This is a genomic window from Halomonas sp. Y3, assembly GCF_024137965.1.
Lineage (GTDB): Bacteria > Pseudomonadota > Gammaproteobacteria > Pseudomonadales > Halomonadaceae > Halomonas > Halomonas mongoliensis.
In genome coordinates this window covers 2,089,153-2,113,351 of the sequence record NZ_CP099975.1, presented here as the reverse complement: position 1 = coordinate 2,113,351, position 24,199 = coordinate 2,089,153, and the positions used below count along the sequence as shown (strand labels likewise).

Annotated in this window: 23 protein-coding genes; 10 read left to right on the top strand and 13 right to left on the bottom strand. The window is 67.6% G+C overall.

What is annotated here, in order from left to right:
- The first annotated feature begins 117 nt into the window (after positions 1-117).
- From pheS to ihfA, 3 genes are all read left to right on the top strand, one after another.
- Positions 118-1,137 (top strand): phenylalanine--tRNA ligase subunit alpha, encoded by a 1,020-nt coding sequence (gene pheS, locus NHL60_RS10095; protein ID WP_253442873.1) that lies wholly within the window; start codon positions 118-120, stop codon positions 1,135-1,137.
- 34 nt (positions 1,138-1,171) lie between these two features.
- Positions 1,172-3,553 carry a phenylalanine--tRNA ligase subunit beta gene (gene pheT, locus NHL60_RS10090; protein ID WP_253442871.1) on the top strand — a complete coding sequence of 794 codons (2,382 nt, stop codon included), beginning with the start codon at positions 1,172-1,174 and terminating at the stop codon, positions 3,551-3,553.
- Between the two features lie 64 nt (positions 3,554-3,617).
- The gene (gene ihfA / locus NHL60_RS10085) at positions 3,618-3,920 is read left to right on the top strand and encodes an integration host factor subunit alpha (RefSeq protein WP_253442868.1); all 303 of its coding nucleotides are present in this window, start codon (positions 3,618-3,620) and stop codon (positions 3,918-3,920) included.
- A gap of 76 nt (positions 3,921-3,996) precedes the next feature.
- Here ihfA and NHL60_RS10080 read toward each other — a convergent pair whose 3' ends face one another.
- Positions 3,997-4,206 carry a DUF2788 domain-containing protein gene (locus NHL60_RS10080; RefSeq protein WP_253442865.1) on the bottom strand — a complete coding sequence of 70 codons (210 nt, stop codon included), beginning with the start codon at positions 4,204-4,206 and terminating at the stop codon, positions 3,997-3,999.
- Between the two features lie 202 nt (positions 4,207-4,408).
- On the opposite strand from NHL60_RS10080, the gene NHL60_RS10075 reads away from it, so the two are divergent.
- Positions 4,409-4,873 carry a flavodoxin domain-containing protein gene (locus NHL60_RS10075; RefSeq protein WP_253442862.1) on the top strand — a complete coding sequence of 155 codons (465 nt, stop codon included), beginning with the start codon at positions 4,409-4,411 and terminating at the stop codon, positions 4,871-4,873.
- A gap of 2 nt (positions 4,874-4,875) precedes the next feature.
- Positions 4,876-5,244 (top strand): hypothetical protein, encoded by a 369-nt coding sequence (locus NHL60_RS10070; RefSeq protein WP_253442859.1) that lies wholly within the window; start codon positions 4,876-4,878, stop codon positions 5,242-5,244.
- A gap of 88 nt (positions 5,245-5,332) precedes the next feature.
- Here the strand turns inward: NHL60_RS10070 and ppnN are convergent, their stop codons facing one another.
- On the bottom strand, positions 5,333-6,694 hold the full coding sequence (gene ppnN / locus NHL60_RS10065; RefSeq protein ID WP_301271055.1) for a nucleotide 5'-monophosphate nucleosidase PpnN: 1,362 nt from the start codon (positions 6,692-6,694) through the stop codon (positions 5,333-5,335).
- Between the two features lie 95 nt (positions 6,695-6,789).
- On the opposite strand from ppnN, the gene NHL60_RS10060 reads away from it, so the two are divergent.
- Positions 6,790-7,704 carry a LysR family transcriptional regulator gene (locus NHL60_RS10060; RefSeq protein ID WP_253452118.1) on the top strand — a complete coding sequence of 305 codons (915 nt, stop codon included), beginning with the start codon at positions 6,790-6,792 and terminating at the stop codon, positions 7,702-7,704.
- Positions 7,705-7,829: 125 nt separating this feature from the next.
- Here the strand turns inward: NHL60_RS10060 and NHL60_RS10055 are convergent, their stop codons facing one another.
- Both NHL60_RS10055 and ltrA read right to left on the bottom strand, forming a co-directional pair.
- Positions 7,830-8,129: a group II intron maturase-specific domain-containing protein gene (locus tag NHL60_RS10055; RefSeq protein WP_253452116.1), complete on the bottom strand. Its 300-nt coding sequence runs from the start codon at positions 8,127-8,129 to the stop codon at positions 7,830-7,832.
- Positions 8,090-9,205: a group II intron reverse transcriptase/maturase gene (gene ltrA / locus NHL60_RS10050; RefSeq protein ID WP_253442856.1), complete on the bottom strand. Its 1,116-nt coding sequence runs from the start codon at positions 9,203-9,205 to the stop codon at positions 8,090-8,092. The genes NHL60_RS10055 and ltrA overlap by 40 nt, the downstream gene beginning before the upstream one ends.
- Before the next feature lie 597 nt (positions 9,206-9,802).
- Here ltrA and NHL60_RS10045 point away from each other — a divergent pair.
- Complete coding sequence (locus NHL60_RS10045) at positions 9,803-10,978, top strand: transposase (RefSeq protein WP_253442853.1); 1,176 nt, start codon at positions 9,803-9,805, stop codon at positions 10,976-10,978.
- A 50-nt stretch (positions 10,979-11,028) separates the two neighbouring features.
- On the opposite strand, the gene gcvP is transcribed toward NHL60_RS10045, so the two are convergent.
- Together gcvP and gcvH are read right to left on the bottom strand one after the other, a co-directional pair.
- Positions 11,029-13,923 (bottom strand): aminomethyl-transferring glycine dehydrogenase, encoded by a 2,895-nt coding sequence (gene gcvP, locus NHL60_RS10040; protein ID WP_253442850.1) that lies wholly within the window; start codon positions 13,921-13,923, stop codon positions 11,029-11,031.
- 99 nt (positions 13,924-14,022) lie between these two features.
- Positions 14,023-14,415, bottom strand: coding sequence for a glycine cleavage system protein GcvH (gene gcvH, locus NHL60_RS10035; protein WP_253442847.1), 393 nt, complete (start codon positions 14,413-14,415; stop codon positions 14,023-14,025).
- 482 nt (positions 14,416-14,897) lie between these two features.
- On the opposite strand from gcvH, the gene NHL60_RS10030 reads away from it, so the two are divergent.
- Complete coding sequence (locus tag NHL60_RS10030) at positions 14,898-16,301, top strand: sodium:alanine symporter family protein (protein ID WP_253442844.1); 1,404 nt, start codon at positions 14,898-14,900, stop codon at positions 16,299-16,301.
- Between the two features lie 144 nt (positions 16,302-16,445).
- On the opposite strand, the gene NHL60_RS10025 is transcribed toward NHL60_RS10030, so the two are convergent.
- The 6 genes from NHL60_RS10025 to NHL60_RS10000 all read right to left on the bottom strand — a co-directional run bounded on the left by NHL60_RS10025 (position 16,446) and on the right by NHL60_RS10000 (position 21,624).
- Positions 16,446-17,066 (bottom strand): alpha-ketoglutarate-dependent dioxygenase AlkB, encoded by a 621-nt coding sequence (locus NHL60_RS10025; protein ID WP_253442842.1) that lies wholly within the window; start codon positions 17,064-17,066, stop codon positions 16,446-16,448.
- Between the two features lie 50 nt (positions 17,067-17,116).
- A complete protein-coding gene (locus NHL60_RS10020) occupies positions 17,117-17,659 on the bottom strand; it encodes a phosphatase PAP2 family protein (RefSeq protein WP_253442839.1) in 543 nt (180 codons plus the stop codon).
- Entirely contained in the window at positions 17,631-18,788 is a 1,158-nt protein-coding gene (locus tag NHL60_RS10015; RefSeq protein ID WP_253442836.1) for a glycosyltransferase family 1 protein, read from the bottom strand. The genes NHL60_RS10020 and NHL60_RS10015 overlap by 29 nt, the downstream gene beginning before the upstream one ends.
- Positions 18,789-18,894: 106 nt before the next feature.
- A complete protein-coding gene (locus NHL60_RS10010; RefSeq protein ID WP_253442833.1) occupies positions 18,895-19,839 on the bottom strand; it encodes a M23 family metallopeptidase in 945 nt (314 codons plus the stop codon).
- On the bottom strand, positions 19,791-20,657 hold the full coding sequence (locus NHL60_RS10005; protein WP_253442830.1) for an acyltransferase: 867 nt from the start codon (positions 20,655-20,657) through the stop codon (positions 19,791-19,793). Before NHL60_RS10005 ends, NHL60_RS10010 begins: the two co-directional genes overlap by 49 nt.
- 70 nt (positions 20,658-20,727) lie before the next feature.
- On the bottom strand, positions 20,728-21,624 hold the full coding sequence (locus NHL60_RS10000) for a LysR family transcriptional regulator (RefSeq protein ID WP_253442827.1): 897 nt from the start codon (positions 21,622-21,624) through the stop codon (positions 20,728-20,730).
- A gap of 144 nt (positions 21,625-21,768) precedes the next feature.
- Between NHL60_RS10000 and NHL60_RS09995 the strand changes: the two genes are divergently transcribed.
- Both NHL60_RS09995 and NHL60_RS09990 read left to right on the top strand, forming a co-directional pair.
- Entirely contained in the window at positions 21,769-22,470 is a 702-nt protein-coding gene (locus tag NHL60_RS09995; RefSeq protein WP_253442824.1) for a CoA transferase subunit A, read from the top strand.
- 93 nt (positions 22,471-22,563) lie between these two features.
- The gene (locus NHL60_RS09990) at positions 22,564-23,223 is read left to right on the top strand and encodes a CoA transferase subunit B (protein ID WP_253442821.1); all 660 of its coding nucleotides are present in this window, start codon (positions 22,564-22,566) and stop codon (positions 23,221-23,223) included.
- Positions 23,224-23,427: 204 nt separating this feature from the next.
- On the opposite strand, the gene NHL60_RS09985 is transcribed toward NHL60_RS09990, so the two are convergent.
- Entirely contained in the window at positions 23,428-24,195 is a 768-nt protein-coding gene (locus NHL60_RS09985) for a DUF1338 domain-containing protein (protein WP_253442818.1), read from the bottom strand.
- Between the last annotated feature and the right edge of the window lie 4 nt (positions 24,196-24,199).

The window sequence follows — 24,199 nt, the reverse complement described above, 5'->3', positions numbered from 1 at the left end:
ATAGCGTCATCGGCGCGCGTTCCGCCCCAGGCGAGGCGCGCGCTGGCGTTCAGGGGGAAGAGCAGCCGCTCTTCCCCTTTTTCTTGAAGACAGACTTTCGAATTCGGAGCGCAACGGATGGACCACCTTCCCACTCTGGTCACCGAGGCTCGCCAGGCAATTCAGGCCGCCGAGACCATTTCGGCCCTGGAAGAGCTGCGCGTACGCTACCTCGGCAAGAAGGGCGAGATCACCGCCCAGCTCAAGGGGCTGGGCAAGCTGCCGGCCGCGGAGCGTCCGGCAGCCGGCGAGCGGATCAACCAGGCCAAGCAGGCGCTGGCCGAGGAGCTGGAGGGGCGGCGCAGCGCTCTGGCGAAGGCGGAGCTGGAGGCGCGACTCGCCTCCGAGCGCATCGACGTGACCCTGCCCGGCCGCGGCCAGCCCAGCGGTGGGCTGCATCCGGTCACCCGCACCATGGAGCGCATCGAGGGGCTCTTTACCCGCATTGGCTACGACGTGGAGGTAGGGCCCGAGATCGAGGACGACTACCACAACTTCGAGGCGCTCAATATCCCGGCCCATCACCCGGCCCGGGGCATGGCGGACACCTTCTACTTCGATGCCACCCGGCTGCTGCGCACCCACACCTCGCCGGTGCAGGTGCGCACCATGAAGCAGGGGCAGCTGCCCATTCGCATCGTCTGCCCGGGCCGGGTCTACCGCAGCGACTCGGACCTGACCCATACGCCGATGTTCCACCAGGTGGAGGGACTGCTGGTCGACCAGGACGTCAGCTTCGCCGACCTGAAGGGCACCATCGAGGACTTCCTACACGCCTTCTTCGAGCGCGACGACCTCTCGGTGCGCTTCCGTCCCTCCTACTTTCCCTTCACCGAGCCCTCCGCCGAGGTGGATATCCAGTGCGTGATGTGCGCCGGCGACGGCTGCCGGGTCTGCTCCCACAGCGGCTGGCTGGAGGTGATGGGCTGCGGCATGGTGCATCCCGAGGTGTTCCGCCACTCCGGCATCGACAGCGAGCGCTATACCGGCTTCGCCTTCGGCATGGGGGTCGAGCGCTTGGCCATGCTGCGCTACGGCGTCAACGACCTGCGCATGTTCTTCGACAACGATCTGCGCTTCCTGCGCCAGTTCGCCTGACCCTCCCTCGCATCAGCAGAACACAGGATTTGCCATGAAATTTTCCGAACAGTGGCTGCGCGAGTGGGTGTCGCCGCAGCTTGCCACCCAGGCCCTGGCCGACCAGATCACCATGGCCGGTCTCGAGGTCGACGCGGTGGAGCCCGTGGCGGCGCTCTTCAGCGGCGTGGTGGTGGCCGAGGTGGTGGAGAAGGTCCAGCATCCCGATGCCGACAAGCTCAGCGTCTGCCAGGTGCGCGACGGTGACGGCGAGTTGGTGCAGGTGGTGTGTGGCGCCCCCAACGTGGCGGTGGGGCAGAAGGTGCCCTTCGCCCGGGTTGGCGCCGTGCTGCCCGGCGACTTCAAGATCAAGAAGGCCAAGCTGCGCGGTCAGGCGTCCCAGGGCATGATCTGCTCCGCCTCGGAGCTCGGCCTCGAGGAGGAGACCTCCCCGGGTATCCTGGAGCTTCCGGCCGGCGCCCCGGTGGGCGAGGACTTCCGCGCCTGGCTGGGTCTGGATGACCATACCATCGAGGTGGACCTGACCCCCAACCGCGGCGACTGCCTCAGCCTCAAGGGCATGGCGCGGGAGGTGGGCGTGCTCAATCGCCTGCCGGTGCAGGGCCCGTCGGTCGCAGTGGTATCGGCGACCCACGACGAGACCTTCCCGGTGCGGGTCGAGGACCCCGAGCGCTGCCCGCGCTATATCGGCCGCCTGATCAAGGGCGTCGACGTGAGCGCCGAGACGCCGCTGTGGATGGTGGAGAGGCTGCGTCGCAGCGGCATCCGCGCCATCGACCCGGTGGTCGACGTCACCAACTATGTGATGCTCGAGCTCGGCCAGCCCCTGCACGCCTTCGATCGCGCCAACCTGCAGGGTGCCGTGATCGTGCGCCTGGCCCGGGAGGGGGAGCGCCTGGTGCTCCTCGACGGCCAGGAGGTGACCTTGGCGGCGGATACCCTGGTGATCGCCGACGAGCGCGGGCCCCTGGCCATCGCCGGCGTCATGGGCGGGGAGCACTCCGGCGTCAACGCCGGGACCCGGGACATCTTTCTGGAGTCGGCCTTCTTCGCGCCCCTGGCGGTGGCCGGTCAGGCGCGCAACTACGGGCTGCATACCGATGCCTCCCATCGCTTCGAGCGCGGCGTGGACCCGGCACTGGCCCGAGAGGCGGCCGAACGCGCCACGGCGCTGCTGCTGGAGATCGTCGGCGGCGAGCCGGGCCCCCTGGTGGTGGTGGCAAGCCAGGCGCACCTGCCCGGCGAGCGCGAGGTGCGCCTGCGCGCCGCGCGCCTCGAGCAGGCGCTCGACAAGGCCCTGCCGGGCGACGAGGTGACCGAGATCCTCGAGCGCCTGGGCATGGCCGTCTCGCTGGATGCCGAGGGCTGGACGGTGCGGGCCCCGAGCTGGCGTTTCGATATCGCCATCGAGGAGGACCTGATCGAGGAGGTGGCGCGCATCCATGGCTACAACCGGCTGCCGGTGCGCCGCCCCAAGGCCCGGCTGGCCCTGCGCCCCGACCACGAGGCGCGCACGCCCCTGGCGCGCCTGCGCCGTCAGATGGTGGCCCGGGGCTATCAGGAGGCGGTGACCTACAGCTTTGTCGCCCCCGAGCTGCAGAAGGCGCTGCTGCCCGAAGCGGTCTCGCCGGTGCTGGCCAACCCCATCTCCGCGGACCTCTCGGTGATGCGGGCGAGCCTCTTCCCGGGCCTGGTGCGGGCGCTGACCCACAACCTGAACCGCCAGCAGACGCGGGTGCGCCTCTTCGAGACCGGTCTGGTATTCCGCGGCGAGCTCGACGAGCTGCAGCAGCTTCCCATGCTCGGGGCCCTGGTCTGCGGTAGCCGGGAGCCCGAGGGCTGGGCGGCGGGGCGCGACCGTGTCGACTTCTTCGACCTCAAGGGGGACCTGGAGAGCCTGCTGGCCATGGGTGGCGAACCCGAGGCGTGGCGCTTCGAGCCCGCCGAGCATCCGGCCCTGCACCCGGGACAGTGCGCGCGGATCCTGCACCGGGGCGAGGAGGCCGGCTGGATCGGCGCCCTGCACCCCGCGGTGCGCGCCGAGCTGGGGCTCAAGGTGGAGGCGCTGCTCTTCGAGGTGCGCCTGGACGCCCTGACCCACGGTCGCGTGCCCTCCTTCATGCCGCTGTCGCGGTTCCCGGAGGTGCGTCGCGATCTGGCCTTCCTGGTGGACGAGACGCTGCCGGTCCAGGCGCTGCTCGATACCCTGCGGGGGCAGGCCGGCGAGTGGCTGACCGAGTGCCGGCTGTTCGACGTCTACCAGGGTCAGGGGGTGCCGGAAGGGCGCAAGAGCGTGGCGCTGGGCTTGACCTGGCAGCATCCTTCACGCACGCTGAATGATGAGGAAATCAACGAGTTGGTTGATGCCATCGTGACCGAGTCCCGTCAGCATCTGGGTGCCGAGCTGCGGGGCTAGCCCCGCCGGTTGGCGGGCACGGATGGCAGCGGCCGTGAGGCGGACCCTACACGAGGACGTGAACATGGGTGCATTGACCAAGGCGGAGCTTGCCGAGCATCTGCACGCTGAGCTGGGCCTTTCCAAGCGTGAGGCCAAGGCCATGGTGGAGGCCTTCTTCGAGGAGATCCGTGCCTGCCTGCGCGAGAACGAACAGGTCAAGCTCTCCGGCTTCGGCAACTTCGACCTGCGCGACAAGCGCGAACGGCCGGGGCGCAACCCGAAGACGGGAGAGGAGATCCCGATCTCGGCCCGCCGGGTGGTGACCTTCCGGCCGGGCCAGAAGCTGAAGAGCCAGGTCGAGGGCTACCGCGGCGAATCGCGCTGATCGACGCCTGACCACGCGACCAGAGACGACAGCGCCACCCCCTGGGGTGGCGCTGTCGTGCTGTATGAGCCGGTGGTTAAACGCTGCCGCCGTTCTCCAGCATCCAGGTGATCACTACCTTGAGTACATAGCCGAGCATGCCGGCACCCAGCACCACGAAGAGCATGATGGTGCCGAAGCGACCCGCGTTGGACTTCTTGGCCAGGTCCCAGATGATGAAGGCCATGAAGAGGATCAGGCCGCCGATCATGATCGGGGTGATCCAGGCCTCGAAGGTCTGCTGCATGGGGGGGCTCCGTCAGAGGGGATATTTTTCCGACCATTATACTCGGGTACCCCCGTTGCCAAAGGCGCCAGGGTGCGACGAAGTGTCTCGCCGCCGGAAGGGGGAGGGGGCTTGATTCTGGCCGTGACGGTAGGGCACCCGGGTGCGCGCGGGCCGGGAGCTATGGTAATATCCGATGAAATTTCTCAGGTAAAACCGTCACATGCCCATGCTCAAGATCTTCGTTGGTACCATGTACGGTGGCGCACTGGACGTCGCCGAGCAGGTCAAGCCGCTGTTCGAGGGGGCCGGCTACGAGGTCGCCATCCTCGAGAACCCCAGCCTCGATGACCTGACCGCCCCGGATACCGATCTGGCGCTGTTCTGCGTCTCCACCACCGGCAGCGGCGACTACCCCGGCACCTTTGCCAACTTTGCCCGGGCCATCGCCGACCAGAGCCCGGGGCTCTCCTCGCTGCGCTATGGCCTGATCGCCCTGGGCGACAGCTCCTATGGCGAGACCTTCTGCGGCGCCGGCCGCCAGCTCGATGAGCTGCTGGAGGGGCAGGGCGCCACTCGCCTGGGTGAGCGGCTGGAGATCGACGCCATGGAGACCTTCATGGCCGATGACGCGGCGCTGCCCTGGGTCGAGGCGTGGATCGATACCCAGCAGCTCAAGGTCGCCTGAGCATGGGGGCCCAGCCATCTCCCGAGCGGCTCAGCCTGATGCTGGGGCTGATCCTGCTGATGCTCTCCACCATCCCCCGCTATCTGGTGGGCGGCCATGACAATCGCCTGAACCTGGTCCTGATCGCCCTGGCGGTGGTGGCCGCCGTGGCCGTGGTCCAGTGGCGCATGCTCGAGGCCGAGGCGCGGGCGCGTCTGCCCGATCTGCTCAAGCGCCTGGGCCTCTGCCTGGCGGTCGGCCTGGCCGGCATGGGGCTCTACCATGCGCTCTTCACCGACTTCATCGGCTGGGAGCTGCTGATCGCCCACGGCGCCACCCTGGGGCTGCTGCTTCACGCGCTGCTGCTATGGTTCAGAGCACCCAGCGACTAGTCGGGGAGAGCGCGCCGGCTCTCCGTCAGAAAACGCCCCGCCGAGTCTCGAGCTCGGCGGGGCGTTTCACTCTTCACCCCGCGCTCTTTCAGCCCAGGGTATAGCAGGGCTCATACTTGCCTTCGAGTTTCATGCGGCCCTGAGCCACGAAGGAACCGAGCAGCGCGTCTAGCCGCCTCATCAGCTCCGCTTCCGCATGCAGCCGGAAGGGGCCGTGGGCGCGGATCGCCCGGATGCCCTGCTCCTTGACGTTGCCGGCTACGATCCCCGAGAAGGCGCGTCTCAGGTTGGCGGCCAGCTCGTGGGTCGGCAGGTCGCGGCGCAGGGCGAGCCCGGCCATGGCCTGGTGGGTCGGCTCGAAGGTCTCCTGGAAGTGGCGGTCGATGGTCAGCCGCCAGTTGTAGTAGAAGGCGTCCTGGCGGGTGCGGCGGTAGTCGGTCACGGCGTCGATGCCCTTGCGCATGGCCCGGGCCACCTCGGTGGGGTTGTCGATGATGACACGGTAGAGCGCGCGGACCTCCTCGCCCAAGGTGTAGACCAGGAACTCGTCGATGCGCCGGAAGTAGTCGGCGCTGTTCGCCGGGCCGGTGAAGATCACCGGGAGCTCCATGTCGGCGTTCTCCGGGTGCAGCAGGATGCCCAGCAGGTAGAGGATCTCCTCGGCGGTGCCCACCCCGCCGGGGAAGACGATGATGCCGTGGCCCAGGCGCACGAAGGCCTCCAGGCGCTTCTCGATATCGGGCATCACCACCAGCTCGTTGACGATGGGGTTGGGCGCCTCGGCGGCGATGATGCCGGGCTCCGAGATGCCCAGATAGCGCCCCTGGCGGCGGCGCTGCTTGGCATGGGCCACGTTGGCGCCCTTCATGGGGCCCTTCATGGCGCCGGGGCCGCAGCCGGTGCAGATGTCCATCTCGCGCAGCCCCAGGTGGTAGCCCACGTCCTTGCTGTACTCGTACTCCTCCCGGGAGATGGAGTGGCCGCCCCAGCAGACCACCAGGCTGGGGTCGCGGCCCGGCTTGAGGGTGCCGGCCTTGCGCAGGATGTGGAACACCGCATTGGTGGTGCCCTCGGCGGTGGTCAGGTCGAAGCGCTGGTGGCCCTGGATCTCGTTGTAGACGTAGACGATGTCGCGCAGCACCGAGGAGAGATGCTCGCGAATGCCTCGAATCATCCGCCCGTCCACGAAGGCCTCGGCCGGGGCGTTGGTCAGCTTCAGGCGGATGCCGCGGTCCTGGGGAATCACCTCGATATCGAAGTCCCGGTAGGCCTCCATCAGTGCCACGCTGTCGTCGGTGGGTGAGCCGCAGTTGAGCACGGCCAGGGCACAGCGGCGCAGCAGATCATGCAGGCCGGCCTTGGAGGTGTCGTGCAGCCGGCTCACCTCGTGCTGGGAGAGGATCTCGAGGCTGCCTTCCGGGGAGATGATGCTGGAGATGGTGTCGGGCATGGGGCGTCCTTGTCGCGGTTTGGTCTGCCCCGATGCTATCACGGCTGTCGGGCGCCGGTGCTACAATGAAGGCCCTTTTCGCCAGCTGGCCCGTCATGTTCAACGCCCTCTATTTCCGCACCTTCATTACCCTGGTCGAGACCGGCAGTTTCACCCAGACGGCGCGGCGCCTGGAGATGACCCAGCCCGGCGTCAGCCAGCACGTTCGCAAGCTCGAACAGTACCTGGGCAAGCCGCTGCTGGAGCGTCACGGACGCCGCTTCACCCTGACCGAAGCGGGTCGGCGGGCCTACGACTACGCCCTTAAGCTCTTCGTCGACCACGAGCAGTTTCGCCACTCCCTGGACGCCGACTCGCTCTTTTCCGGCGAATGCCGCCTGGCCTCTCCCGGCAGCGTGGGCCTGATGCTCTACCCCTTCCTGCTCGGCCAGCAGCAGATGCACCCCGGGCTCTCGGTCAGCTACAGCTTCGCCTTCAACCATGATATTGCCCAGGACGTGCTGGCCGGGCGCCACGATCTCGGTATCGTCACCGAGCCGCTGCGCCAGTCCGACCTGCGCGTCGAGCCCTGGCATCGGGAGCCCCTCTGCCTGGTGGTGCCGGCGGATTTTGTCGGCAGCGGGCTGGCCGATCTGATGGGCATCGGCTTTATCAACTACTTTGACGGCCTGAATCACGCCAGCGCCCTCCTGCGCAGCAACTTTCCCCAGGAGTTCCGCTCCATGAGCCACTTCCGACGCCAGGGCTTCACCAACGAGGTGGGGCTGGTGCTGGACGCCGTGGCCCGGGGGCTGGGTTTCACGGTGGTGTCGCGTCTGGTGCTGGAGACCTCCCCCTGGCAGCGGCAGGTCAAGGCGCTGGACCTGCCGGTGGCGGTGCACGAGACGCTGCACCTGGTGACCCGAGCCGGCAGCGAGATGCCGCGGCGCTATGTGCGCCTCCTGGAGGACTTCCGGGAGCAGCGTCGCCAGGCCCTCTCCGGCTTCGGGGAGGTGCCCGCAGGACCCTGAGGGCGTTCCACGGGGTGCTCTGCAAGCAGCGTGCCCAGCAATCGAGTAGGAGGGAGAGTCACCTCCCCCGTCCTCTCACACCACCGGGCATACGGTTCCGTACCACGGCGGTTCACGAAGAACGACTAAGCCCTCTTGACCGTGTCGAGTACCGAGACCAGGCCCTGCTGCTCGAACCATTTCCGTGGCAAGGCCTGATTCATGTGCGAGGCACCGGCGTTCCACCAGGCGCCTCGCCCATTCCCCGCTGATTTCCAGGCACGCGGGTCGTCCAGGCCCAGCGCCAGGAGCTTGCGGCGCCGGGTCCATGGGCGTTTCCACTGCCGCCAGATCACGCAACGCAGTCGGCGACGTATCCAGCCATCCAGCGCTTCCAGAGGGCGCTCTACGTCGACGAGGGAGACGTAGTTGGCCCAGCCCCGCAGGACCGGGTCAACTCTTCGATAACGCGCCGTATGTTGCGCCCCCTGCCACGCTTGAGGATCTCGCGGACACGCTGCATAAGGCGCTGCAGGCTGGCCTTGGCCAGCGTCAGCTTCGGCCGCTTGTGCCGGGTCAGCGTGTAGCCCAGGTACCCCCGGTGCCAGGGTCGGTCCACCGCACTCTTGTCGCGATTGACCGTGAGCCTGAGCGAGTTCTCGAGAAAATCACTCAGGCTGGCCATGACGCGCTCGCCCGCCCGCCGACTCCTGACATACACCTGCATGTCGTCGGCGTAGCGGCAGAAGCGGTGGCCGCGGCGTTCCAGCTCCTTATCCACGTCATCCAGCAGGATATTGGCCAGCAGCGGGCTGAGTGGCCCGCCCTGGGGCGTGCCCTGCCGGCGTGGCGCGGCCAGGCCGTCCTGGAACATCCCGGCTTCCAGATAGCGTCGGATCAGGCGCAGTACCCGCTTGTCGCGGACGCGGCGCGCAACCCGGGCCATCAGCAGGTCGTGATTCACCCGGTCGAAGAAGGCTTCCAGGTCGAGGTCGACCACCCAGCGGTGGCCGGCGGTGACATGGGCCTTCATCGCCGAGACGGCCTGCTGGGCGCTGCGCCCGGGCCGATAGCCGTAGCTCGATGCGGAGAACCCCGGATCGAAGATCGGCGTCAGCACCTGAAGTAGCGCCTGCTGGATCAGCCGGTCGGTAACCGTGGGGATGCCGAGCTGTCGCGTTCTGCCCTTGGGCTTGGGGATCTCGACGGCTCGGATCGGGCTGGGGTGGTACTCACCGGCCAGTAGCCGTTCGCACAGCGTTGGCCAGCATTCCTTCAAGTGGTCGGCCAACTGGTGGACCGTCATGCCATCGGCACCCGGCGCCCCCTTGTTGGCGACCACCCTTCGGTAAGCCCGCTCCATGTTGGCCTTCTCTACCACGGCCTCCATAAGCGGGGCGGACTCCGCTTTCGTCCACGATGACGACGCCGGGTTCGTCTCGACGCCCACCGGCCGGGACCCGGGGTACTGCCCCTGCCCCTCTGGGTGGGTGGCGGTATCAGCGCCACTTTCTGTCTTCATGATCGATCCTCGAGACATCATCGCCTACTCGCGGTTCTTCATGTTCGGCCCTTGGTGCCGCGGTGAACCGGCACTTACTATGGCCTCGGCTGACGTCTGGTGGCCCATCCCGTCGCCTCTCGACGCCGGTAGCACGTGGCAGACCACCAGACCTCCCAGGGTAAGACGCGCGACCTTCCTCCCATCTACCCGCCGCATTTACCTCCACATCTTCCGGATAGCTATTGGGCTTCGAGTGTCATTGCCCTCTCGCCCAGATGTGGCTGCCTCATATGCGATTCCTGTTCGTCAGGCCGGGAGTTTGCCTTCAGCTTCCTTCAGATTCCGCCTCGCGGCGGACACCCTTGCTGTTCGGCTAGCGGTTCCCGCTATCAGGGTCCGCAGGGGACTTTCACCCCCAAGTCATCCCGAGGCACCTCGCGGGCCTGTATCTCCGAGGGGAGATAGATCAGGGTTGGGAGTGGTTCAGCGAAATCCGCGTAAACGCTCGCCCACTCGGGCGGGGAGGTAAGCGGGCAGTGCGATAGCGCTGCGGGGTTTGCAGGATTTGGCCAGCCGGCATAAGCTGTGCATACATCCAGTCTCTGGCGGATGGCTATGCTGAAGGCCACAAAGATACGACTCTATCCTACGACCGAGCAGGCGGCGTTCCTGAACCGCCAGTTCGGCGCGGTGCGTTTCTGCTACAACACCGGCCTTCGCATCATGTCGCATCGCTACCAGCGCCACGGCCAGTCGTTGAGTGCCAAGCACGACATCAAGAAGCTCCTGCCGGTGGCCAAGACATCGCGTAAGTATGGCTGGCTGAAAGAGGCGGATTCCATGGCCCTCCAGCAGGCGTGCCTGAACCTCGATCATGCCTTCCAGCGCTTCTTCGATCCCAAGCAGAAGGGCGGCTACCCGCGCTTCAAGAGCAAACGAGGCAAGCAATCCAGCTATCACTGCGTCGGCGTCAAGGCCGGCGACGACTGGATCAAGGTGCCCAAGCTCGGACCGATCAGGGCCAGGGTGCATCGGAAGGTCGAGGGCAGACTGAAAAGCATCACCCTGACCCGTACCGTCACCGGCAAGCACTACGCTTCGTTGCTGTTTGACACCGAGCAGGCCGCCCCGGCACCGCTGAAGGACGTTGACGCCGCCAAGGTCGTGGGCCTCGATATGGGGCTGTCGCATCTGGCCATTGACTCCACCGGCCGCAAGATCGCCAACCCTCGCTTCCTCAAGCGGGCGCAGCAAAACCTCAAGCGCAAGCAGCAGGCGTTGTCCCGCACGAAGAAGGGCAGCGCCAATCACGCCAAGGCACGGTTACTCGTCGCCAAGGCGCACGAGCGGATCGCCAATGCCCGCCACGACTTCCAGCACAAGCTCTCTCGACAGATTGTTGACGACAACCAAGCGGTGATCGTCGAGACGCTGAAGGTCGGCAACATGATGAAGAGCGCCTGCCTCGCCAAGCACATCGGCGATGCGTCCTGGTATGCCTTGATCACCAAATTGGATTATAAAGCCAGGGAGCAGGGCAAACATCTGGTCAAGATTGCCCCGTGGTTTGCCAGCTCCAAGACCTGCCATATCTGCCATCACAAGAGAGACGCCATGCCGTTGAACGTCCGGTCGTGGGAGTGCCCGGCCTGCCACACACAGCACGACCGGGACATCAACGCGGCGTTGAACCTCAAGCAGCAAGGCATCATCCAGTTGAAGGCGGAAGGGCTGTCCGTCTCTGCCCATGGAGGCTTGCGTAGGTCCGGCACATCGCCGGCTGCTGCCTGAGAAGTGGGAAGCCTCGCCCGTGGCGCGTCAGCGCTTAGGGTAGGGAGCAGTCACTCGCGATACTCGTCGATGCTTGGGCAGGAGCAGACCAGCTGCCGGTCGCCGAAGACGTTGTCGACCCGGTTAACCGCCGGCCAGTACTTGGCCGCCTTGACCGCCTGGGAGGGGAAGGCGCCCAGCTCTCGTGAGTAGGGGCGCTCCCAGCTCTCGTCCATCAGGTCGGCCTGGGTGTGCGGCGCGTTCACCAGGGGGTTGTCGTCCGCCGGCCAGTCGCCGGCCTCGACCCGGCGGATCTCCTCGCGGATGGCGATCATGGCGTCGCAGAAGCGGTCGATCTCGTAGCGGGATTCCGACTCGGTAGGCTCGATCATCAGGGTGCCGGGCACCGGGAAGGACATGGTGGGGGCGTGGAAGCCATAGTCCATCAGGCGCTTGGCGATATCTTCCTCGCTGATGCCCGAGGCCGCCTTGAGCGGGCGGATATCGATGATGCACTCGTGGGCCACGGTGCCGTTCTCGCCCTTGTAGAGCACCGGATAGTGCTCGCCGAGGCGCTTGGCGATGTAGTTGGCGTTGAGAATGGCGAGCTCGGTGGCCTCGCGCAGGCCCCGTGCACCCATCATCTTGATGTAGGCCCAGGAGATCGGCAGGATCGAGGCGGAGCCGAAGGCCGCCGCCGATACCGCGCCGCAGTCGGCATTGACCCCCTCGATGGGGGTGACCACGTGGTTGGTCACGAAGGGCGCCAGGTGGGCCTTGACGCCGATGGGGCCCATGCCGGGGCCGCCGCCGCCGTGGGGGATGCAGAAGGTCTTGTGCAGGTTGAGGTGGCTGACGTCGCCGCCGAAATCGCCGGGGCGCGACAGGCCCACCTGGGCGTTCATGTTGGCGCCGTCCACATAGACCTGGCCGCCGTGGGCGTGAACGATCTCGCACACCTCGCGCACCCCGGCCTCGAAGACGCCGTGGGTGGAGGGGTAGGTGATCATGATCGAGGAGAGCGCCTCGCTGTGCTGCTCGGCCTTGGCGCGCAGGTCCTCGATATCGATGTTGCCGTGGCGGTCGCACTCCACCACCACCACCTTGAGGCCGACCATGGCCGCCGAGGCCGGGTTGGTGCCGTGGGCGGAGCTCGGGATCAGGCAGACGTCGCGGTGGCCCTCGCCGATGGCCGCCTGGTAGCGGCGGATCGCCACCAGGCCGGCGTATTCGCCCTGGGCGCCGGAGTTGGGCTGCATGGAGATGTGGTCGTAGCCGGTCACCTCCACCAGGAAGGCGGCGAGCTCATCGATCATCTGCTTGTAGCCGGCCACCTGGTCCCGGGGGACGAAGGGGTGAATGTTGGCGAACTCCGGCCAGGTGATGGGGATCATCTCGCTGGTGGCGTTGAGCTTCATGGTGCAGGAGCCCAGCGGAATCATGGCGTGGGCCAGGGAGAGGTCCTTGTTCTCCAGGCGCTTGAGGTAGCGCAGCATCTCGGTCTCGCTGCGGTAGCGCTTGAAGGTGGGGTGGGTCAGAAAATCGCTCTCCCGACGGCACGCCGCCGGAATCCCGCTCGCCCCCTCGTCCACTGCGCGGGCATCCAGGGCGCTGATCGAGAGGCCATGCTCCTCGCCCAGCAGGACATCGAAGAGCACGTCCAGGTCGTGGGCGGTGGTGGTCTCGTCCAGGGTCACGCCCACGTCGCCGTTGTCGAAGTAGCGCAGGTTGATCTCGTGGGTGAGCGCGCGGCCGTGGAGCTTGCCGGCATCCACCCCGGTCAGGCGCAGAGTGTCGAACCAGGTGTCGTGGGCCAGCGAAACGCCCTTCTCCTTGAGGCCCAGGGCCAGCAGGGTGGTCAGGCGGTGAATGCGGCCGGCGATGGTGGTGAGCCCCTCGGCGCCATGATAGACGGCGTAGAAGCCGGCGATGTTGGCGAGCAGCGCCTGGGCGGTACAGATGTTGGAGGTGGCCTTCTCGCGGCGGATGTGCTGCTCGCGGGTCTGCATCGCCATGCGCAGGGCCTGGCCGCCGCGGCTGTCCCGGGAGACGCCGATGATGCGACCGGGAATCGAGCGCTTGAGCTTGTCGGTGGTGGCGAAGAAGGCGGCGTGGGGGCCGCCGTAGCCCATGGGCACGCCGAAGCGCTGGGTGGTGCCGATGACGATGTCGGCGCCAAGCGCCCCCGGCTCCTTGAGCAGCACCAGGCTCATGATGTCGGCGGCCACGCAGGTCATGATGCCCCGCTCCCGGGCGGCGGTAAGCAGCGGCGCCAGGTCGCGGACCTGGCCGCTCTCGCCGGGGTACTGCAGCAGGGCGCCGAAGGCGTCGGTGTCGGCGAGCTGTTCGGCCGGGGCGACCACCAGCTCGAAGCCGAAGTAGGCGGCCCGGGTGCGGACCACGTCGAGGGTCTGGGGCAGCACGTCGTCGGCAACGAAGAAGACCTCGCTCTTGGCCTTCTTATTACCGCGATGGCAGAGGGCCATGGCCTCGGCGGCGGCGGTGGCCTCGTCGAGCAGGGAGGCGTTGGCCAGCTCCATGCCGGTCAGGTCCATCACCATCTGCTGGTAGTTGAGCAGCCCCTCCAGGCGACCCTGGGAGATCTCCGGCTGGTAGGGGGTGTAGGCGGTGTACCAGCCCGGGTTCTCCAGCACGTTGCGCTGGATGACGGCGGGCAGGTGGGTGCCGTGGTAGCCCTGGCCGATATAGCTCTTGAACACACGGTTCTGGCGGGCCAGACGCTTGAGGTAATCCAGCGCTTCCGCCTCGCTTCTGGGCGGGTCGAGCTCGAGCTCGCGGCCCAGGCGGATGTCCGCGGGCACCGTGCGCTCGATCAGCGCCGGCAGGCTCTCCACGTCGAGGGTGGCCAGCATGGCGGCCACGTCATCCTGGCGGGGGCCATTATGGCGCTGTAGGAAGTCATCGTGGGCGGCCAGGTCGGCCAGGCGGCGGGAATCGATCGGCATGGGGGCACCCTGTCACGTAAGGCGAAAGCGGGGGAAGAACTCGGGATCAACGTCATGCCCCGGCCAGGGCGGCCGGGGCGCAGGTGAGACGGAGCGGACTCAGTCGTCGGCCTGGGCCACGGCGCCGTAGCCGTCGGCATCCAGCAGGTCGTCGAGCTGGCCGCTCTCCTCCAGGCGGACCTTCATGATCCAGCCGTCCGCGTAGGGGGATTCGTTGACGGTCTCGGGGGCGTCCTCGAGGGCCTCATTGACCTCGACCACCTCGCCGGCCACCGGCGCATAGAGGTCGGAGGCGGCCTTGACCGACTCGACCACGCCAAACTCCTCCTTGAGGGTGAGGGCGCGACCTACCTCGGGAAGCTCGACGAAGACGATATCGCCCAGCGCTTCCTGGGCGTGATCGGTGATGCCGACGGTCACGGTGCCGTCACCGTTATCCAGCACCCATTCGTGGCTGTCGGCGTAGCGAAGGTTGGCGGGAATTGAGCTCATCGGAATTTCCTATACGAAATAGTTTTCGGGATTCGCGAATGCTAACGCCATTGGCGGCGTTTGGCGAGTCCATCCAGCGCAATGCTGAGGCAAAGACCCGTCCCAAGGGTGGCCCGAGCGGGCGGATACGTCCAGCAAAGGGCGGTATCCCGGGCCTGGCACACGGCTTTCCCTGCCTTGGGAGCCAGGTCCGGTGGCAGGCGGCACGCCCTGACGACACCAGGGCGGTGGCGGTCTATGCTGGCTGAGTGAGCGGCGCCCAGCCCGGGCGGGGCCAGTTTCTGATAGGAAACATGGTTTCATCGCCTGCGGCGCCGCTCTCGCGTTGATTGGCGGCAGGCTGGGATGAAGCAAAAGATTCCGCTATGTTAGCCGGGTTAGTCTTGTCGATTCTGCGCATGATGGCACCCGACATGGAAGGATCGCCGGGTGTCATGGGGCCAGACGACGGTGCAAAACAACAAGCGCAAAGGGAGATTCACGTGGAAACCTTGAACAATCTATTCGGTGCCATCAACAGCGTGGTGTGGGGGCCCTTGATGCTGATCCTGCTGCTGGGGGTCGGCTTCTACCTGCAGGTCGGCCTGAAGCTGATGCCCATTCGCAAGCTGGGCATGGGCTTCCGGCTGATGTGGCAGGGGCGGGATGCCAAGCCGGTGCCGGGAGAGAAGAAGAAGGAGGACGAGGGGGAGATCTCGCCCTTCAACGCCCTGATGACGGCGCTCTCCGCCACCATCGGCACCGGCAATATCGCCGGCGTGGCCACGGCGATCGCCCTGGGCGGTCCCGGGGCGGTGTTCTGGATGTGGATCACCGCCCTGGTGGGGATGGCCACCAAGTTTGCCGAGGCGGTGCTCGCCGTTCGCTACCGTGAGACCGACAGCACCGGCTATCACGTCGGTGGCCCGATGTTCTACATCAAGAACGGCCTGGGCAAGAATTGGCTGTGGCTGGGGGGCGCCTTCGCCTTCTTCGGCGCCGTGGCGGCCTTCGGCATCGGCAATACCGTGCAGTCCAATTCCGTGGCGGATGCCCTGGACAGCACCTTCGGGCTGCCGCACTGGATCACCGGCACCGTGATCATGGTACTGGCCGGGGCGGTAATCCTGGGCGGCATCAAGCGGATCGCCAAGGTGGCCGGCAAGCTGGTGCCGATCATGGGCATCCTCTATGTGGTCGCCGGGGTGCTGGTGCTGATCGTCAACGCCGGCCAGATCGGCGAGGCCTTCAGCATGATCTTCTACTATGCCTTCAACCCCCATGCGGCGGCCGGCGGTTTCGCCGGGGCAGCGGTGATGGCGGCGATTCGCTTCGGCGTAGCCCGCGGCATCTTCTCCAACGAGGCGGGCCTGGGCAGTGCGCCCATCGCCCACGCGGCGGCCAAGACCAAGAACCCGGTGCGTCAGGGCCTGATCGCCATGCTCGGCACCTTCATCGACACCATCATCATCTGCACCATCACCGCCCTGGTGATCCTGACCTCCACGGTGTGGATCGAGGGTGAGGCGGGGGCCTCGCTTACCGCGCTCTCCTTCGACGCGGCCCTGCCGGGCTTCGGCAACCAGATCGTCTCGGTGGCGCTGGCGGTGTTCGCCTTCACTACCATCCTGGGCTGGTCCTTCTACGGCGAGAAGTGCTTCCAGTTCCTGTTCGGTACCCGCTCCATCATGCTCTACCGGGTGCTGTTCGTGCTGGCGATCCCCCTGGGCGCCATGGCCAACCTGGGCTTCATCTGGCTGATGGCCGACACCTTCAACGCCATGATGGCGATTCCCAACCTGATCGCCCTGGCGCTGCTCTCGCCGGTGGTGTTCAAGCTGACCCGGGACTACTTCGATGGCAAGGAGGTCCTGCCGGGCGAGGATCTGGACCACAACAAGGGCTGAGGGTAGCTCGAGCCGATACGGCAAAGCGGGGCGGCCACCTTGGGGTGGCCGCCCTTTTTTTCAGAAATTTTATACCGTTATCATTTGTCGCCATGATCAGATGGCACCAAAGAAGCCGGCCTGAACTTCAGCAGAAAACCGTCGTCATGACTGGATCCGGCGAAAGGTCAGGCTGATGCGCAGCCCGGGAATCCGCCGCGGCAGCAGGGCGTGCTGCAGCTGGCGCTGCACGCCGGAACCCATCACCAGCAGGCTGTCGTGGGGCAGCCAGGCATTGAAGGGCGCGGCGGTCTCCGCATCACCGGCAGGGGCCGCGCCAGGCTTCCAGCGAAAGCGCAGCGGGCGCTCGGCCCCCAGCGTGACGGCGGCGATCAGCGGGTCGCGACCGAGCTCCGGCTCGTCGTCGCTGTGCCAGCCCATGCGCTCCTCACCGCCGGCGTAGCGGTTGAGCAGCACGCTGTTGAAGCCGGCCTGCACGCCCTGGTCTGCCAGGTTGGCGATCACAAGGTCCCGCAGCTCGGCGACGGCCGGGTGCCAGGGCTCGGGGCAGAAGTCCCGGCCCGAATAGCGGTAGTGCGCCTCGGGGTCGCCCATCCAGACCTGGGCGCGGGGTATGACGTGCTCGCGGCCGTAGAGGCGCAGGGTGGGGCGCTGCCAGTCAAGCTCGGCATCGAGGGTGTGAAGAAGCGCCGTGGCGGCAGGCTCCCCCAGCAGGGGAGTCGTGAGCCACAGGGGCGGGTCGGTCAGCAGGATCTCGGTCGGCATCGGCCAAGGATGCCACGGCGGTGCGGCTGCGACGAGCCGTGCATCCGGTGTCAGCCAACCAGGGTCAGGCTCACGCCGGCGAACAGCAGCCCGAGCAGGGCACCGGCCACCACGTCGCTCAGGTAGTGCAGGCCGAGGCCGACTCGGGAGAGGGCGATCAGCAGCACCAGTGGCACCAGCCAGGGAGCGAGCCAGGGCAGGTGGTTCGCGGTCAGCGTCAGAAACATCACCGCATGCATGGTATGGCCGCTGGGAAAGCTGTAGCGGTCCCGGGCCGGCTCGTGGGAGCGGACATTGCCCACGAAGGTGATATAGGGCCGCTCCCGGCACAGCCGGGTCTTCACCAGGCGATAGACGGCGATGGCGACCAGGGCGGTCAGGGTGTACTGGAGCAGGCGCTGCCCACCATGAGCGGCGTCGAGGAGGGGCTGCAGCAGGATCAGGGCGACCCAGGCCGGCCAGTCGCCGAGGCGGCTGGCCAGGCGCAGCAGCCCGAGCCAGGGGCGATAGAGGTTGAGGCGGCCGATGCGCTGGCAGAGTCGCCACTCCAGCAGGTCGAGACGATCAAGCAGGGCGGGGGCGCGAGGTGCCATGGCGAATCTCCCGGGCGTGGTCGAGGGTGGCAAGGAAGGTGTCGGCGATGGCCGGCCAGCCGTAGGCCAGCGCCCGCTCCCGGGCATGTCGACCCAGGCGGGCCTGCCGGGCCGGCTGCTGACAGAGGGTGACGGCGGCGCCCAGAAAGCCGCGGCCGTCGTCGATGGCCAGGGCCAGGCCGTTGTGGTCATGCTCGATCAGTTCGGCGCCGGCGGCATGGCGAAAGGCAACGGATGCCAGGCCGCTGGCCATGGCTTCCAGCAGGACATTGCCCCAGGTCTCCGAGAGCGACGGAAACAGGAAGAGGTCGGCGCTGGCGTAGTGGCGGGCCAGCTCGTCGGCGGGAATGAAGCCGGTGAAATGGGCCTGGGGCAAGGAGGCGGCCAGGGCCTTGCGCCCCGGACCGTCGCCGACGATCACGATGCGCGCATCGGGTCGGGCCTCGCCGATGGCCACGCAGCTCTCCCGCAGCAGCGCCAGGTTCTTCTCCGGGGCCAGGCGCCCCACGTGCAGCACCACGGGGGTGTGCTCGCCGGCGCCCCAGGCCCGGCGGAGTTCGGGATCGCGGTGGGCCGGCGAAAAGCGCTCCCCGTCGATGCCCCGTGCCATGACGCGCACCGCCTGGAAGCCATCGGCCGTGAGCTCCTCGGCCTGCTGGCGCGTCGGCACCAGGGTGGCCTGGCTGCGATTGTGAAAGGTGCGCAGGCGACGGCGGACCGGGCCGCTGAGCCAGGGAAGGCCGTAGTCGTGGCAGTAGTGGTCGAAGTTGGTGTGCCAGCCGGCCACGCAGGGAATCGCCAGGCGCCTCGCCACGGCCTGGGCCGACCAGCCCAGAGGGCCCTGGGTGGCCAGATAGATCACCTCCGGACGCTGCGCCTGCCAGAAGCGCGTCAGGCGCCTGGAAGCCGGCAGGCCCAGGCGCACCTGGGGGTAGCCGGGCACGGTGACGCCGCGCACCCTGAGCTCGGCCTCCACGCCCGCGCTGCGTGGCGCGGGTATGGCCGGCGTCGGGCGTACCAGCTGCAGGCGATGGCCCCGGGCGCTGGCCTCGCGGCTGAGGTGGCCGAGGGTGTGGGCGACGCCGTTGATCTCCGGCGCCCAGGTCTCGCTGACCAGGCAGATACGCATGTGCTTCCCCGCTGCGTGGCGGGCCCCTCATGGGCCCTGTTAGGCACCGAGGATGGGGATGGCGGGTGACACCCCGGCGACGCCGGGGTGACGATTGGGTGACGCGCTAGCGCAGCACCCGGCGCGGGTCGATGGGCTTGCCGCCGTGGCGCAGGTCGAAGAGCAGGTCGTGGCGTTCGCTGGCGTTGCTGAAGGCTACCTCGCAGACCGGCGTGCCGCGCGTGACGCGTTCGCCGTCCTTGACCAGCAGGCGCTCGCACTGGGCATAGACGCTCTGCAGGTTGTCGGCGTGGTGAATGATCACCACCTGGCCGAGCTGGCGCATGCTGTCGGCGAAGCGCACCTCGCCGTCGGCTACCGCCCGAGCCTGGGCCCCGCGGCCGGTGGCCAGCAGCATCGGCTGCAGGGTGCCGCGGCTGTCGCTGCCGAAGGCGCGCACCACCCGGTAGTCCTCCAGGGGCCAGGGCCAGCTGCGGGCCGAGCGGGGCAGGTTGCCGGGGTCCGGCAGGCTGGCCCGGGCGGGAGGGCTTGCGGCCTGGGAGCTCCTCGAGGCGCTGGAGGAGGGCGCGGCGCGCCCGCCGCCGCTGGCGGTCGAGACGGGTACCTGGATCAGCTGGCCCACCCGCAGGGACCTGGGCTCCACGCCGGGGTTGGCGGCCTGGATTCGAGAGGCGCGGGTACCGAAGCGTCGGGCGATGCTGGAGTAGGTGTCGCCGGGCCGCACCTGGTAGCGGTAGGGGCCACCGGAGGGCGCCCGCTCTTGATGGGTAGGCATCAGCAGGCGCTGTCCCACTGCCAGGCGCCGGGAGTCGGCGTCGGGGTTGAAACGCTGGAGTCGCTCCAGGGGGACCCCGCCGCGCCGGGCGATCTCGCCGAGGGTATCGCCGCGCTGCACCACCACCCAGCTGCCGGTATCGGCCGCGGCGGCGGCGTCACGGGTCACGGGGCGATCCCCGCTGTCAGGCTGCGAGGCGCAGCCGCCCAGCAGCAGCGCTGCCAGCATCAGCGTGAGAGCGAGTCGTCCTTTTCCTGCCACAGGGCATTGAGCCATGAGTGGAAGCGCTCCTTGTCGTCCGGGTCGTCCTGGTAGTCCCCCTCCAGCATCCAGTCGGGCACGGGGAGGGTGCGCGCCCTCAGTACGATGCGCCCCTCCTGGCCGCAGAGGAAGCCCCAGAAGGTGGGGTCGGGCTGGTCATAGCTCAGGGTCACATCGATGATGCCCTCGAGGCGGTCTCCCAGCAGGTTGAGCACCTGGGCGATGCCGCCGGCCTTGGGGCGCAGCAGGTGGCGATAGGGGGAGCCCTGGGCATCGCGCTTGGCGGGCGTAAAGCGGGTGCCCTCGAGGAAGTTGAAGATGGCGATGGGGGCCTCCCGGGCGCGGTGGCACATGCGTTCGGTGGCCTCCTGGTCACGCTTGGCCAGATGGGGGTGGCGCGTGCGCTGCTCGGCGCTCATGCGGCGCATGAAGGGATACTCCAGCGCCCACCAGGCCAGTCCCACGATGGGGATCCAGATCAGCTGGCGCTTGAGAAAGAAACGCGGCATGGGGATGCGGCGATGCAGGGCGAAGAAGAGCACGAAGATATCGGTCCAGCTGCGGTGGTTGGAGACCACCAGCCACCACTGCTCCCGGGAGAGCCCCTCGGGAACCTCGAGGTCCAGCTGCGGCTTGAGCCAGTGACGCATCCACCAGAGGTTGAAACCGATCCAGTTGAGGGCCACGGCGTTGAGCCCGCGCAGCACCAGGCGGCGCAGCGGCCGGCCGGGCGTGATCAGCTTGACCAGGGTCAGGAGAATCAGGGGCACGCCCCAGACCAGGGTGTTGAGGGTAAGCAGCAGGAGACTGACGAGCCCCTTGAGGGTCGGCATGCGTGGCTCCGTCGGTGGCGAGTCGGATGCGGCAATCCTAAAGGATCGCCGGGCGACTGCCCAGCCGTGATCACTCGCCGGCAGGGGGGGCGTTGCCCAGGGTGGCCATGAGCACCTGCTGCAGGGCGAGGGCCGCCGCGGAGAGCTCGCCGTGGGTCACCATGCCCACGGCGCGCTCGATGGACGGTGCGGTAAGCGGCAGGCAGCGGGCGCCGAGCTCCTCCATCTGGCGGGCGCACAGGGAGGGCACGGCGCTGACGCCCAGGCCGCTGGCCACCATGCGGCCTACCGTGGCCAGCTGGTGGCTCTCGAAGGCGGCGGGCAGGCGAATGCCGCGCTCGCCGAGCTGCTGCTCCAGCAGGCGACGCACCATGGAGGGGCGCTGCAGGGCGATGAAGTCGTGGGTCAGCAGGGTCTGCCAGTCGAGCCGCCGATGGCGGGCCAGCAGGGAGCGCGGTGGCACCACGGCCACGAAGCGGTCGATGAAGAGCGGGACGAAGGTGAGGCTGCCGGCCGCCTCCGGTTCGAAGGCGATGCCCAGCTCCACCTGGCGGTCGCGGACCATGTCGATCACCTGCTCGTTGATCACGTCATGCACCGTGACGTTGATGCGCGGGTGGCGGCTGCGAAAGGCCATCAGCGCCGGCGGCAGCAGGTTGCTGGCAAAGGAGGGCATGGTGGCCACCGTCAGGCGGCCGAGCTGCAGGGTGAAGCGCTGGCGCATCAGCTCCTCGGCGTTGTCCCACTCCGCCAGCAGACGCTTGGCCAGGGGCAGGAAGGAGTCGCCCTCGGGGGTGAGGCGTACGCTGCGGGTGGTGCGGATCAGCAGGCGCCCGCCGAGGCTCTCCTCCAGCCCCTTGATGGCCAGGCTGAGTGCCGGCTGGGAGAGGTGCAGCCGTTCACAGGCCTGGGTGAAGCTCAGGGTCTGGGCCACGGCGAGGAAGGCGCGAAGCTGCTTGACGGTCACGGCATGCTACCAAGGTCAAAGTTATGAGGCGGGCTCATCAATCGATAAAAAAAACAAACTTAACAAATATATCGCCAGGCACAACACTGGGTGGCATCGTGTCTCCACGACCACACCCACGCACAACAACATGAGGCGCCACCTATGGCCGGATTCGACAAGCGCGTTAACTCCTACGAAGAGGCGATGGCAGGCATCGAGAGCGGCATGACCGTTGTCGCCGGCGGCTTCGGCCTCTGCGGCATTCCCGAGAACCTGATCGCCGAGATCAAGCGCCGCGGGGTCAACGACCTTACCGTCATCTCCAACAACTGCGGCGTCGACGGTTTCGGCCTGGGCATCCTGCTGGAAGACAAGCAGATCAGCCGCATCTACGCCTCTTACGTGGGCGAGAATGCCATGTTCGAGCAGCAGATGCTCAACAACGAGATCGACGTCATCCTCACCCCCCAGGGCACCCTGGCCGAGAAGATGCGCGCCGGCGGCGCGGGTATCCCCGCCTTCTACACTGCCACCGGCTACGGCACGCCGATCGGCGAGGGCAAGGAGGTGCGCGAGTTCAACGGCCGCCACTATATCCTCGAGGAGGCGTTCCACGCCGACTTCGCCATCGTCAAGGGCTGGAAGGCCGATCGCTACGGCAACGTCGTCTACCGCGACACCGCCCAGAACTTCAACCCCCTGGCGGCCACCTGCGGCAAGATCACCGTCGTCGAGGTGGAGGAGATCGTCGAGCCGGGCGAGCTGAAGCCGGACCAGATCCACACCCCTGGCATCTACGTCGATCGCATCATCCAGGGCAGCTTCGAGAAGCGCATCGAGAAACGTACCGTCCGCGAGGCCTGAGCCCGGCACGGCAACGCCCGATGACCGCCGGTCCGCCGGCTCCTTTCCGAGCTTCTCAAGCGAAGCCTTTCCAGCGAACAACGAGGCAACAAGATGGCACTCACCCGCGAACAGATGGCAATGCGCGTGGCGCGCGAACTCGAGGACGGCTACTACGTCAACCTGGGCATCGGTATCCCCACCCTGGTAGCCAACTACGTGCCCGAGGGCATCGACGTGATGCTGCAGTCCGAGAACGGCCTGCTCGGCATGGGGCGCTTCCCCACCGAGGAGGAGGTCGACGCGGACATGATCAACGCCGGCAAGCAGACGGTGACCGCTCGCCCCGGCGCGGCGATCTTCGACTCCGCCGAGTCCTTCGCCATGATCCGTGGCGGCCACGTGGACCTGACCGTGCTCGGCGCCTTCGAGGTGGATCAGGAGGGCAACATCGCCTCCTGGATGGTGCCCGGCAAGCTGATCAAGGGCATGGGTGGCGCCATGGACCTGGTGGCCGGTGCCGAGAACATCATCTGCACCATGACCCACGCCTCCAAGCACGGCGAGTCCAAGCTGCTCGAGAAGTGCAGCCTGCCGCTGACCGGCGCCGGCTGCATCAATCGGGTGCTGACCGACCTGGCCTATCTGGAGATCAAGGACGGCGCCTTCCACCTCAAGGAGCGCGCCCCCGGGGTCTCCGTGGAGGAGATCGTCGAGAAGACCGCCGGCAAGCTGGTCGTGCCCGACCATGTGCCGGAGATGACCTTCGACTGATTCTCGGTTGCTCCCGAGAGCTCACCGGCCCGGACGCCTGCGTCCGGGCCGGTGCCGTTATGAGGAGACGGTGTCGCTGTGAGGGGGCGATTGCCGGGTGTCGATTTCATGACCAGCGGGCGCAAAGCCCGCTCCCATGGGGGTTCCGGCGCCTGGCGGCCGGGCTCTGCACAGCGTTATCCACAGAATCTGTGGATATCCCGATTAGGTGATCTCGCAGCGGGTATGGTGCGGCAGCAGCAGCTCCACGGCGCGCTCCTGGTTGGCGCTGACGGCCTTCTGCACCAGGGCGAGGCCGCCGCTCTCGAAGCGATGCTCGTCGCCGTCGGCGAAAGGCAGGCGCTGGGAGCAGGCGGGATAGAAGCGGTAGTCGAGCAGCCCCGACACCGGGAAGAGGCCGTGCTGACGGTCGCTGCTGCCGACGAGGCCGCTCTCGGTGAGGCGCCGGTCATAGTGACTCAGGCTCTCCCCCAGGCGCTGGCAGTCGAAGCCGGCGTGATGCAGGCGCGGCCCGTTCACCGCGAGCAGCCCCGCCAGGGGGTGCGCCGCGCTGAGCGCCTGGAAGGTGTCCCAGTCGGGCATCGGCCAGGGCCGGCCGCGACAGAGCAGGTTCTGGCCGCGGCGGTCCGCCTCCGGCGCCAGGGCCACCAGGGACTCCAGGCGCTGGCGCGGCTCCCGGGAGAGGGTGCCGAGCTGCAGCTCGCCGAGCACCAGCCAGGGGCCGTCATCCGGGGGCGAGAGCAGCGTCGCCAGCAGGCCGCGATCGGCCATGGCGTGGCGGTGGCGGGGGCGGTAGCCCAGGTGGAGCAGGCTGGGCAGCAGGGCGTCCATGCGCCAGGGGCCGTGATTCAGCGTGACCACCGCCAGATACTCCACCGGAGCGTCCAGGGGCCAGAGGCGCAGGGCGCCCACCTCGGGGTGCTGGTGGACATAGTCCAGCCACAGCTGCTGAACGAACTCTTCCCTCTGCATCGCA